The organism is Moraxella sp. CTOTU49803 (assembly GCF_032097965.1).
Taxonomy (GTDB): domain Bacteria; phylum Pseudomonadota; class Gammaproteobacteria; order Pseudomonadales; family Moraxellaceae; genus Faucicola; species Faucicola tetraodonis.
Window position 1 is genome coordinate 372,938 of record NZ_DAMCJP010000001.1, and the last position, 12,963, is coordinate 385,900.

Genomic DNA, 12,963 nt, shown 5'->3' on the forward strand with positions numbered 1-12,963 from the left:
TTTTTTGTAAATTGGTAATACCAATTTTGATAGTAATATGACTTGTTGTGTGACCGGATACAAAAAAGCTTTGTGTTGAAGTGAGCAGGGATTCAAGACTTTTGCTGTCAGGGTGCGTGATGAAAGCTACCCAATGTTTTGCTGTATGGTTGACAGCATAAGCCATGAGGGACATAGCGCAAATAGCGTGCTTTATTTTTTCAAAATACATCAACTAGAATAATTTTTTGACTAAGGTAGGTTAATAGTAGGTAGAGAGCATTGGATGACTGAACTAAAATCAAGTCATAGTGATTTTATAAGAATGTATTTTATAAAAATATATTAGTACATCTTATCTAGTTGTAATGATGACAAAAAACTAGGCGTACGAATAAAATTACTATAGACCCCTAACATAAAAGATTAAAAGGAATTTAATCATGGCTTATAAGCAAATCTCCGATCAAACCAGTGGCTTTTTTATTCCCTGTGTATCATTATTTGGACCTGGCTGTGTCAAAGAAGTGGGCTCAAAAGCCAAAGATCTAGGTGCTAAAAAAGCGCTTATTGTAACTGACCAAGGGCTGAACAAAGCAGGTGTTCCAGACATCATCATTAAACATTTAAGCGAACAAGGTATTGATAGCTACGTATTTGCAGGCGCAGAGCCAAATCCAACTGACAAAAATGTCCACGATGGCGTCACAGCGTATCAGGATAATGGCTGTGATTTTATCATCTCATTGGGTGGTGGTTCGTCACATGACTGTGCAAAAGGGATTGGTCTAGTGACGGCAGGCGGTGGTCATATCCGTGACTATGAAGGTATTGATAAAAGTAAAGTGCCAATGACGCCATTGATTGCTATCAATACCACGGCAGGCACGGCATCAGAGATGACACGTTTTTGTATTATTACCAATACCGATACCCACGTCAAAATGGCGATTGTAGATTGGCGTTGTACCCCACTCATTGCTATTGATGACCCTCGACTGATGACTGCTAAACCTGCATCTTTAACTGCAGCAACAGGTATGGATGCGTTAACCCATGCGGTAGAGGCGTATGTATCGACTGCTGCAAATCCGATTACAGATGCTTGTGCTGAAAAAGCCATTCGAATGATTCAACAATGGCTGCGTCAAGCAGTAGCGAATGGCGAAAACATTGAAGCGCGTGAGGCTATGAGCTACGCCCAATACTTAGCAGGCATGGCGTTTAATAACGCCTCGCTAGGCTATGTACATGCAATGGCGCACCAGTTAGGTGGATTCTACAATCTGCCACATGGTGTCTGTAATGCGATTTTGTTACCGCACGTCTGTGAGTTTAACCTGATTTCAACCCCTGAGCGTTATGCAGATATTGCTGAATTTATGGGCATTGATATCAAAGGCATGACTCGGGCAGAAGCAGGTAAGGCAGGCATCAATGCAATTCGTGAGCTATCCCAATCGGTAGGTATTCCTACAGGACTTACTGAACTTGGTGTTAAACAAGAAGACCTTGCCATCATGGCAACCAATGCCCAAAACGATGCTTGTATGCTTACTAACCCACGCAAGGCAAATCATGAACAGGTCGTAGCAATCTTCGCAGCTGCTATGTAATCATTTAACATCAAACTAAGACATACTCACAGCGGTGAAAAAGGGGACTTCAATAGTCTCCTTTTACATTGAGCGCTGATACAAAGCGCATAAATTTTTGCGTAAATTGATTAAAATATAGTAGCATAAAGGGATGAAACAAAAACCCATCACTCGCTTATACCACTGCCAATACTTACGGGTAACCCAAGAAAGCTACACACTTAGCCACTACGCCAAGCCACATCTAGCACAAAATCTCGTAGTAAAAAATCTCCTAATAAAAAATCTAGTACCACAAATCAGCGATAACCGCATCTATAATCGAGCCACCGATGGTAAACGCACACTTGACCATGTTAACGCTATGCGTAGCTCTACCATCGAACACAATCCTATCTTTGATAAAACCAGACCGGTTCAACTATCAACAAGTCAATATAATCGCCAATAAAACCTCATGACTCATTTAATCAATAAGGATATTTATCATGTTAAAAAAGTATAAACCGACACTCGATAAATTAACGAAGATCGTAGGGAAGTCTTATGTACTCATCGATGAACAAGATACCCGTCATTATCGACAAGGCATACGTTTTGGTGAGGGAAAAGTGTTGGCTGTAGTATGTCCAGGTACCTTACTTGAACAATGGCAGGCGCTACAAACAATTATTGAGGCAGATTGTGTGGTAATTATGCAAGCCGCCAATACAGGACTGACAGGCGGCTCTACTCCTTATGGGGATGACTACGATCGTCCAGTCATCATTATGAGCACTCGGCGTCTACAAGGCATCCAAGTGATTTTAGATGGCAAACAAGTGGTGTGTTTACCAGGCGCAACTTTAGATAATCTTGAGCGTACTTTAAAGCCTTATAATCGTGAACCGCATTCTGTGATTGGGTCATCATGTATTGGGGCTTCAGTTTTAGGTGGGGTGTGTAATAACTCAGGCGGCGCGTTGGTACGTCGCGGACCTGCTTATACTGAAATGGCGTTGTATGCCCGTGTCAATGAATCGGGTAAGTTAGAATTGATTAATCATCTAGGTATTGATTTAGGCAACACGGCCGAAGAAATACTCACCAGACTGCAAAAACAAGACTATAAAACCAGTCAGATAACCACGCAAACCACTCAGCTGGCATCAGACAATCGTTATGCCCATGACGTTAAACAAGTCGATGCAGACAGCCCTGCTAGATTTAATGCAGATCCGACACGATTATATGAAGCATCGGGTTCAGCGGGTAAAGTCTGTGTGTTTGCGGTACGACTCGATACCTTTGAAAAAGTTGAGAGTAAGGTTTTTTATATCGGCTCAAATGACCATGATGACCTAACAGCAATACGACGTTATTTGCTGACATCGTTACCCAGCTTGCCGATTGCTGGAGAATATATTCATCGTGATGCTTTTAGTATTGGTGCAAAGTATGGCAAAGATACTTTCTTGTTTATTGAGCGTTTTGGCACGGTTAATATACCCAGAGCATTAGCCCTCAAAGATCGCATTGATGGGTGGTTGGAAAAAATCAAGATACGGGGTTTGACTGATCAAATTTTACAAGCTATCACTTTTTTCTTACCCAGTCATTTACCGCGGCGCATGCTAGCGTTTCATCAGCGTTTTGAGCATCATTTGATTCTACGAGTAGATGAGCAAAGCGCAGAACAGACAGAGCAGTTTTTAAATGAGTATTTTGCCGTTCATTCTACTGGCTCGTATTTTGCCTGTACGGAGGAAGAAGGTCGCAAAGCTTTTTTACACCGTTTTGCTGTTGCCGGGGCGGCGATACGATATCGGGATACCCATCGAGCAGAGGTTGAGGATATTGTGGCATTGGATATTGCGTTACGACGTAACGATAGAGAATGGGTGGAAAAAATCCCCGCCGATCTCGAACAACATATGTTGCATAAATTATATTATGGGCACTTTTTTTGTCACGTATTTCACCAAGATTACATTGTCAAAAAAGGCACTAATCCACTGGATATTGAGCATCAGATGTGGCAGCTGCTAGACGAGCGTAGGGCAGAATATCCCGCAGAACACAATGTGGGTCATTTATATGTTGCTAAGCCAGCATTAGCCAATTTTTATCGAAAGCTAGATCCTACCAACACCTTTAATGTGGGGATTGGTCACACTTCAAAGTTAAAATATTGGCGCAAACCTAACGCATGAAGACATTTAACTAGGCAAGCATAATTAGGTAAGCATCCGACTATCAGGGCAATCGCACTATTTTACCGAACAGTAACCGCTCAAGATAAACTGTTCCAGATAAATTGTTTAAGATAAGCGTTATCTTGCGATGCCCCAATTTTACGAGGTTAAACAGACAATTTAACATCGTCATGCTCATTTTTTTTGCTGTCAGATAGTGCGTAATTTCTATACGCAATTAAACCAATCCGAGCGCTTCAATCAGTTGTTTATTTGGGCTGACTTGGTTCATGCTGTAAAAATGCATTGACGGCACGCCTTCGGCAATCAAACGCTCACATAGATTGACCACCACTTCAAACCCAAATTGACGAATGGCTTTTTTGTCATCGCCATAGTCGGCAAGCTGTTTACGGATAAAACGTGGAATATCTGCCCCACAGCCATCGGCAAATCGAATCAAATTTGACGCATTGGTGATGGGCATAATGCCTGCGATAATCGGGAACTCATCTTGAGTCACCCCTTTTTTGGCAAGGGCATCACGCAAATATAGATAGCTGTCAGCGTTGTAGAAAAACTGGGTAATCGCTTCAGTCGCGCCTGCGTGGTATTTATTGAGCAAGTTTTGGATATCGGCCTCAAAGCTTTTGGCTTGCGGGTGCATTTCTGGATAAGCCGCGACTTTGATACGAAAATAATCACCGCTATGCTCGCGTATGTATTTAACCAAATCGACAGCAAACGGCAGCTCGCCAAGACCCACCATACCCGATGGCAAATCACCGCGCAGCGCCACCAAGCGATTAATGCCTAACGATTTATAATAATCCAATAACTCGCCAATTTTGGCTTTATCATCGCCAATACAGGATAAATGCGGGGTGATGGGCGTGTTACTTTTTTCACTGAGTGCCTTAACGATACCTAAGGTGCGTTCACGGGTTGACCCACCTGCGCCATACGTGACGCTAAAATATTGAGGTTTTAAAGCATTTAATTCATTAAAGGTTGCCAATAATTTGGTTTGACCGTCATCGGTCTTGGTGGGGAAAAACTCAAAAGAAAACGGCGTTGTCATGGTGGTCATGAAAGTATCCAAAATGATAAAAAAATAGCACCATTATAACGGGTAAAACAGTAAAAAAATTGAATTTTTTGGCATAAATATTGAGGTAAACGGCATAAAAAAGTCATGCTCATTGGCATGACTTTGATTGAACCTTTAACAAATAGTAGTTATAGCTATTAGTATTTATAGCTATCAGGTTTGAACGGACCTTCAATTGGCACACCGATATAATCGGCTTGCTGCTGCGTCAATTTAGTCAGTACCCCGTTAAAGCCTGCGACCATGGCTGCTGCCACTTCTTCATCGAGTTTTTTTGGCAATACTTTGACATATAAATTGTCCGCTTTTTTGTCCGCCGGCAAATCAGCAAATTTTTCTTTGAATAAGTGCATTTGTGCCAATACTTGGTTGGCAAAAGAGCCATCCATAATACGTGATGGGTGACCTGTGGCATTGCCCAAATTGACCAAACGACCTTCCGACAATAAAAGCAAGTAATCGTTTTCATCTTCTGATCGATAGACTTGGTGTACTTGAGGCTTCACTTCCACCCATTTCCAGTTGTCACGCATAAACTGGGTATCAATCTCGGTATCAAAGTGACCAATATTACAAACCACTGCCGTGGCTTTTAAGGCTTTTAACATATCGCTATTACAGACATGGTAGTTACCAGTGGTAGTGACCACCAAGTCAGTATCTTGCATAAGGGTGTTGTTGACACCTTTGGCAGGGTCACCTTCCACAAATGGCGAGACCAATTCATAGCCATCCATACAAGCTTGCATACCACAAATCGGATCGGCTTCCGTCACTCGTACTACCATGCCTTCTTGACGTAAGCTTTGAGCAGAACCTTTACCCACATCGCCATAACCGACAACAAGCGCACGACGACCTGCTAAAAGCATATCGGTACCACGTTTGATGGCATCGTTTAGGCTATGACGACAGCCATATTTGTTGTCATTTTTTGATTTGGTCACTGCGTCATTGACATTAATGGCGGGTACTTTTAGCGTGCCTGCATTTAACATTTCAATTAGACGATGTACCCCTGTTGTTGTTTCTTCTGAGATACCGTGGATGTTGTCGAGCATTTGGGGGTAGTCGTTATGAATTAGCGCCGTCAAGTCGCCGCCATCATCTAAAATAATATTGGCATCCCACAGCTTGCCCGTGGCTTCACCGCCTTCAAAAATCTGCTGGCGAAGACACCATTCGTATTCTTTCTCAGTCTCGCCTTTCCAAGCAAACACAGGAATACCGGCTGCTGCGATGGCGGCAGCGGCATGGTCTTGGGTTGAAAAAATATTACAAGAAGTCCAGCGTACTTCTGCACCCAGCGCCACGAGCGTTTCAATCAGGACAGCAGTTTGGATGGTCATGTGGATACAACCCACAATCTTGGCACCTTTTAAAGGCTGCTCGGCTTGGTAGCGTTGGCGTAGACCCATCAAAGCAGGCATTTCAGTTTCAGCCAGTTTGATTTCTTTGCGACCGTAGTCGGCAAGGCTAATATCGGCAACTTTGTAATCAGAAAAATTTGAATCAGTAGAATTGATAGACAGGGACACTGCGTCCACTCCTTAAAACCGGTAAAAAAAGTTAAAGTAAAAACGCAGATGCCGTTATTTATTTTGTATTTATTTTGGTTAAAATACAAAAAACGAGCCTAGCGCAGGCAAGCAAATATAAATTAAGCGAACCTTAAGCTGCAGCATCTCTCGATAGGCGTATTGTAAAAAAAATTAACATAAAAGTCATTCTCTTAATTGCAACATCAACTTAAGTCTTTTAAAAAAGCAACATTTTTGATAAAATATTACACTTCATCCAATGTAATTACATAAACATATAGAAAAGTTATACAAAATTAAAAGACATTGCTGAAAAATTACGTTTTAATATACCTAAGAGAAACGTAACAAAATATGTCAACTAATTTACTTTTTCTTTATATGTCATTCATCGCTTGAAAATCTTTTAGATTTTTAAGAGAAATGGTAAATTTACTTTATCCTGTCCTTAGGAGATTTATATGAAAGTTTTGAAATTAGCTGCTATTCCTGCTGCTTTAATCGCAACTTCTGCTTTTGCTGAAACTGTAGTTGTTGATCAACAAGTTATTGCACAGCCTGTTGCCGTATCTACTACCACCTACGACCCAAACGCAGGTATAGTAAAAAATACAACAACTCAAGTCGTTACTGGTACTAGAACGTTTTTTGATACCGTAACACATCCTGCTGCTATCAGTGCCGAAGTAGGTACCTTAGGTTATGGTGCTAATATTGGTTGGGCTTTAAACGATAAAACTGAACTTGTAGTTGGTTGGGCTGGTGGCGATATCGGTGATTTAAAAGACACTATCGAAATTGAAGATGTTGAATATGACTTAGAAACAGATTCAAGCAATCCGTATCTTGGTGTGAATTTACGTCCAGCTGGAAATTGGTTTACTGTGGGTGTTGGTACCATTTTTGGTGACAATGAAATCACTTTGAAAAAACAAGCAACTGAAACCAAACCAGTTAAAATCAATGGTAACACTTACTATGGTAACATTGAAGCGTCAGCTGAAAATAAAAACACTATGAACCCATACTTAACTATTGGTTTCCGTCCTAATATCACTAATAACTTTGGTGTATTTGGTGAAATCGGTGCAGCTTATACTGGTGGCTTGAAAGTGACTGATGCTAAAACACGAGTTCTAGATACCAACGGTGAAGAAATTACAAAATTTGATAATAATCGTCTAAAATCTGACTTACAACAAGATTTGGATGATTCAAATTATTCAAAATGGTACCCAATCGCTAAAATCGGTGCAACTTACCGTTTCTAATTTGTTAGCGTAAGCTTTAGAAAAACGACACTTTTAGTGTCGTTTTTTTTTGCTCAATCATTGCCAAAAGTTTGCTTTATTGATACTATCCGCTATCAATTTTTGAGGCGAGATTTGTTGATGTATAACAAAGATTTAGCTTGCTTGGCGCAAGCAAGCGTGATGGATAGCATTCATTGTAGTGTCAATCTTGTTAGTTCACCCATGTGGGATTGGTTGGTGTGGATTTTGATTTGTATTGGTGTGTTTTTTACCGTCATGACAGGGTTTGTTCAATTTCGTTTATTTGGATATAGTGTCAAGAATTTGCTGGCTAGTCGAAGCACTGAACATCACGAACATAGTGAGAGTATCTCATCGTTTCAAGCGTTTATGACAGGACTGGCGAGTCGTGTCGGTACAGGGAATATTGCAGGGGTTGCTATTGCCGTGAGTGTTGGCGGACCGGGTGCGGTATTTTGGATGTGGTTTATTGCCTTGATTGGGATGGCATCGGCGTTTGCTGAGTCGTCATTGGCACAATTATTTAAGGTGCGAGATGCCAATGGACATTTTCGGGGTGGACCTGCTTACTATATCCGTCAGGGTTTAGGGCAAGGTTGGCTAGGCGTGGCTTTTGCCGTGAGTCTGATTTTGTGTTTTGGCTTGGTGTATAATGCCATTCAAGCCAATACCATCGCCCAAGCGGTACAATCGGCGGTCGGTTGTACGGGCGATAATACCTGTGCCGCATGGGGAACGGGTAAACATGTAGTAGCGCTATTGTTGGTTGTTATTTCTGCACCGATTATCTTTGGCGGGATAAAACGGGTTGCCACCATTTCAGAAATGCTAGTACCTGTGATGGCAGGGGTGTATCTACTGATGGCGTTGTATGTTATTGTGACCAATATCACCATGATTCCACAGGTATTTAATTTGATTTTGACCGATGCCTTTACTTTTAATGCGGCAGCGGGTGGGGCGTTAGGCGGTTTGGTGTCGCAGTCGATGATGCTTGGGATTAAGCGGGGTTTGTACTCTAACGAAGCAGGTCAAGGCTCTGCCCCCAATGCCGCTGCTGCTGCGGATGTGCCTCACCCCGCCACACAAGGACTGATTCAAAGTTTGGGTGTTTTTGTGGATACCATTATTGTCTGTTCTTGTACTGCGTTTATTATTTTATTATCAAAACTGCCCACCGCTGATTTGACAGGGATTCAATTGACCCAAGCCGCGTTAGAAAGTCATGTGGGTTCATGGGCGCAAATTTTCCTAGCGGTAGTGCTGTTCATGTTCGCTTTTTCGAGTATTATTGGCAACTACGCCTATGCCGAAACCAATGTGCAATATCTTAAGAATCATCCAATGATTTTAAATATATTTCGTATGTTAGTGCTCGCCTTTGTGTATTTTGGTTCTGTGGCTGAAGTGCCTATGGTGTGGGATATGGGGGATTTGATGATGGCGATTATGGCGTACATTAATCTTGTCAGTATCGTTCTGTTGTCAAAATATGTATTTATTTTGGCAAAAGATTATTCCGCTCAAATCAAATCAGGTGTTAAGCATCCTGTTTTTAACATCAATAAATACCCCGCCATAAAAGCCAAAGTCACATCGGGAATATGGGAAAAGTAGCGATTAGACAATAAAAAAAGCCGTTGGTTATCAATGGCTTTTTATTGTTTGGCTAGGTATCATAAGCGATACCAATAAATAGTGCGTTTTTTTATAGGTTTTTAAAACAGGGTTTAGAACAGGCTTTAACACCCAATCAGATGATTGATTTTTCAAATACCTGCCGTAATTCAAAACTGGTATGCACTTGTGCGATACCTTCGATACGGTTTAGACGATGCAATAAAAATTCTTCATAATGCGCCATATCTTTGACCAAAGCTTTGATAAGATAGTCTTCGCTGCGCCCTGTCACTATACTACAGCTGACCACTTCAGGAAATTCTCGTAGTTTTTTTTCAAAATTGCTAAAGCGTTCTGCCGTATGTTTATCCATGCTAATGGCAATATAGACTGACAGTTGATAGCCTAATTTTCTAGGGTCGGTGGTGACACTATAACCCGTGATCACACCTGAATCCTCTAATTGTTTGACTCTGCGCGCACAGGGGGTAGGGCTTAAGTTTACGCTTTCCGCCAATTCAAGGTTACTCATGCGTGCATTTTCTCGTAATAGCGCTAAAATTTGTCTGTCTATTTTATCTAATGAAGTCATGGCAAACTCTCAAAATTAGTGATTTTAACTAAACAATATAATTATAGTAGCCATAAATATCAAATTCTATGTTTTTTATAGCAAAATTTAGTTACTTCAACTACAAAAAAATAGATATAATTTCATTATAGAATTTTAAGTAAAATTAAATGTGGAGCATTAGCATGTCAATACAACCCAAGAATACGGCTTTTAATCATAAAAAATACCAACCCTTTGCATTTGCACCAAAGATGACCCAGCGTACTTGGCCCGATAAAACTATCACCAAAGCGCCCATATGGACGTCGGTGGATTTGCGAGATGGTAACCAAGCCTTGATTGAGCCGATGAGCATTGAACAAAAAATGCGCTTCTTTGACTTGTTGGTGCAAGTGGGTTTCAAAGAAATTGAGATTGGTTTTCCCTCAGCAGCACAGGTGGAGTATGACTTTACCCGTAAACTAATCGAAGGCGGACACGTACCCGACGATGTGACCTTGCAAGTATTGGTGCAGGCACGCGAACATTTGATTCGCCGTACCTTTGAGTCGTTAAAAGGTGCCAAACGTGCCATCGTCCACGTGTATAACTCAACCTCAAAAGTGCAGCGCGAAAAAGTGTATCAAAAAGATTATGATGATATTATTGCGATTGCGGTTGAAGGCGCAACATTGTTGCGTGATTTGGCAAAAGAATACCCTGAAACCGAATGGATTTTTGAATATTCCCCTGAAAGTTTCTCACAAACCGAGGTCGATTTTTCGGTCAAAATCTGTGATGAGGTGTGTAAAGTTTGGCGCCCGGACTTAGGTCAAAAAGTAATCTTTAACTTGCCATCAACAGTAGAGAGCTCAACGCCCAATATTTATGCCGATCAGATTGAATATTTTTGCCGAAACTTACCGATGCGTGAGCATGTGATTGTGAGCCTTCACACCCACAATGACCGTGGCTGTGCCGTGGCTGCCAGTGAGTTGGGTTTGATGGCAGGGGCTGACCGGATTGAAGGCACGCTTTTTGGCAATGGCGAGCGCACAGGCAACATGGACATTATGGTTATGGCGATGAATATGTACAGCCAAGGCGTAGACCCACAGCTTGATTTTAGTAACATGAGCGAAATCGCCCAAGTGGTAAGTGAGTGCAATCAGTTACCGATTCATCCACGCCATCCTTATGTGGGCGAATTGGTATTTACCGCTTTTAGTGGCTCGCACCAAGATGCCATCAAAAAATCGCTAGATTATAACGAGAAAAATGCCGAAGCCACCCAAGGCTTATGGGATGTGGCATACTTGCCGATTGACCCTGCTCATATCGGACGCGGCTATCAGGATGTTGTACGTATCAATAGCCAGTCAGGGAAAGGCGGTGTTGCTTATATCTTGCAACGTGACTTTGGCTTTCATTTGCCGCGCTGGACGCAAATTGACTTTAGCCGCGTCATTCAACAAGAAGCCGAAAGCCGTCAGACAGAATTGACATCAGATGATGTCATTAGCGTGTTTGAAGACACCTATTTGAACCAATCTACTTTGGCGTTGCAAGATTATGAAATCAAAAACACCGCTGGCTCAGTGAGCTTTTCAGGCTCTGTACGCATGGGAGATGACATCATAGACGTTGTTGGTAATGGCAATGGTCCGTTGTCTGCCTTTATCAATGCCATCTCTGCCAAATTGAACAAAAATATTCACGTTATCAACTATGCAGAGCATGCATTAACGGTTGAAAGTCAAAGCCCGCTCACCCAAAACAACAGTGATGCCAATGCCGTTGCTTACTTACAGTTGAATATTGAAGGTGAGATTTATTCAGGTATCGGCACTTGCTCAAGCACCGTATCAGCAATGTTAAAAGCCGCATTGTCTGCGTTGGCACAAGCGCAGATTGCCGATACTGAGCATCATTAATTAGCTTTTATAAAGCGCAAATTTATCAGTAGCTTTTATCACCAAAAGAGCAATTGCCCTAGTTGCTCTTTTTTTATGGGCTAACATGTAACATACCCAAGCTAATAGCAAAAGGCGCTAATAGCAAAAGGGGTGCAATTCCAGACATACTATTTTATGGTATGATAGAGGCACTTTAAATTTTACAGTAATAATAGGGTTGTATGATGCATTGCGATATTTATAAATTTAGCAAAAAAGATGACCTGTATGTTTACATTGCTCGTCCAGATTATCCCAATGACACGGACGAGATTCGTGACTGGTTGTCAGTGTTGCCCAAGGATTTTCGTCAAGCGATTGGGCGCGAAACATTTGTGATGCATTTGGATTTGGCAAATACGCCAAAGCTTGCACGGGTCAATAAAGCAGAAGTGTTAGAAAAACTGCAAAGTCAGGGGTATTTTGTGCAAATGCCGCCTGAAGATGTGCTGTTACGCCAAGCAAAGATGAATATGGCAGAAGCGCAGCAGAGCAAGTGGCAATAGCAAAACTTTAACCAAATGATTTGAATCATGCTAAAATAATCCATCTATTTTTGGCAAGGCAAAACTATGTTTGCATTTTTATCACTCGAGCAAATCGGTAATGTGCTAGGCGAAATCATCATTTGGTGGGCGCAGCTGGTTCAAGGTGTGCCGCCAGACAAATTACCCTTATATGCTTATGTGGGATCTTCCATTGTCGTATTACTGCTTTGGATTTTAGTGGTACGGATTTTGCCAAAAACGCTTGCAGGCTTGAGTTGGATTATTCTATTTGCGATTTTGCTCACGCCCACCACTTCCCTTGGCACCCCGCCTGACATCGCACCAGCGAGTATTTCCGTGGTGTATGGGATTTTACTTAAAGATCCAGCAATTATCTTTAATGGTTTGCTACCAATTATGGTTGTGATTACAGTGGGCTGTATTTTGGGTTTTATTTGGCAAATTATTCGAATGGGTATCGATAAAACCAACAAAAAACATGCGTTAAATAACGCCAATATCAGCCAGCCTAGTCGCTAAGCTATGATGGTGACAAGTCAACAAGCGATGACGGTTTAATCTTTTACGACTTAACTTTTTACAGCTTTACCTTTTACTTATAGCTTAACTTTCCCTGAAACTTATGATAGTCTGAAACTCATTTTTGACG

11 protein-coding genes are annotated in these 12,963 nt (G+C 41.6%); 8 read left to right on the plus strand and 3 right to left on the minus strand.

All coding sequences use genetic code 11. The features are described from left to right. Positions 1-422 precede the first annotated feature (422 nt). The 3 genes from RT422_RS01695 (at position 423) to dld (ending at position 3,769) form a co-directional block, all read left to right on the plus strand. A complete protein-coding gene (locus RT422_RS01695; protein WP_007116525.1) occupies positions 423-1,595 on the plus strand; it encodes an iron-containing alcohol dehydrogenase in 1,173 nt (390 codons plus the stop codon). 133 nt (positions 1,596-1,728) lie between these two features. After that, entirely contained in the window at positions 1,729-2,028 is a 300-nt protein-coding gene (locus RT422_RS01700) for a hypothetical protein (RefSeq protein ID WP_312533221.1), read from the plus strand. 37 nt (positions 2,029-2,065) lie between these two features. Beyond that, positions 2,066-3,769, plus strand: coding sequence for a D-lactate dehydrogenase (dld, locus tag RT422_RS01705; protein ID WP_313421074.1), 1,704 nt, complete (start codon positions 2,066-2,068; stop codon positions 3,767-3,769). A 220-nt stretch (positions 3,770-3,989) separates the two neighbouring features. On the opposite strand, the gene metF is transcribed toward dld, so the two are convergent. Next, entirely contained in the window at positions 3,990-4,832 is an 843-nt protein-coding gene (gene metF, locus RT422_RS01710) for a methylenetetrahydrofolate reductase [NAD(P)H] (RefSeq protein ID WP_313421406.1), read from the minus strand. A 167-nt stretch (positions 4,833-4,999) separates the two neighbouring features. Beyond that, positions 5,000-6,388, minus strand: a complete 1,389-nt coding sequence (ahcY, locus tag RT422_RS01715; protein WP_313421407.1) for an adenosylhomocysteinase — start codon at positions 6,386-6,388, stop codon at positions 5,000-5,002. Between the two features lie 476 nt (positions 6,389-6,864). Between ahcY and RT422_RS01720 the strand changes: the two genes are divergently transcribed. Both RT422_RS01720 and RT422_RS01725 read left to right on the plus strand, forming a co-directional pair. Continuing rightward, the gene (locus tag RT422_RS01720) at positions 6,865-7,674 is read left to right on the plus strand and encodes a hypothetical protein (RefSeq protein ID WP_313421075.1); all 810 of its coding nucleotides are present in this window, start codon (positions 6,865-6,867) and stop codon (positions 7,672-7,674) included. Positions 7,675-7,836: 162 nt separating this feature from the next. After that, complete coding sequence (locus RT422_RS01725; protein WP_313421408.1) at positions 7,837-9,294, plus strand: alanine/glycine:cation symporter family protein; 1,458 nt, start codon at positions 7,837-7,839, stop codon at positions 9,292-9,294. Positions 9,295-9,430: 136 nt separating this feature from the next. Here RT422_RS01725 and RT422_RS01730 read toward each other — a convergent pair whose 3' ends face one another. Further along, positions 9,431-9,889: an Lrp/AsnC family transcriptional regulator gene (locus RT422_RS01730; RefSeq protein WP_201664356.1), complete on the minus strand. Its 459-nt coding sequence runs from the start codon at positions 9,887-9,889 to the stop codon at positions 9,431-9,433. 164 nt (positions 9,890-10,053) lie between these two features. Between RT422_RS01730 and leuA the strand changes: the two genes are divergently transcribed. From leuA to RT422_RS01745, 3 genes are all read left to right on the plus strand, one after another. Beyond that, a complete protein-coding gene (gene leuA / locus RT422_RS01735) occupies positions 10,054-11,784 on the plus strand; it encodes a 2-isopropylmalate synthase (protein WP_313421077.1) in 1,731 nt (576 codons plus the stop codon). Between the two features lie 206 nt (positions 11,785-11,990). After that, positions 11,991-12,311, plus strand: a complete 321-nt coding sequence (locus RT422_RS01740) for a YcgL domain-containing protein (RefSeq protein WP_099807868.1) — start codon at positions 11,991-11,993, stop codon at positions 12,309-12,311. Between the two features lie 66 nt (positions 12,312-12,377). Further along, complete coding sequence (locus tag RT422_RS01745; RefSeq protein ID WP_313421078.1) at positions 12,378-12,833, plus strand: resolvase; 456 nt, start codon at positions 12,378-12,380, stop codon at positions 12,831-12,833. Positions 12,834-12,963: the final 130 nt, after the last annotated feature.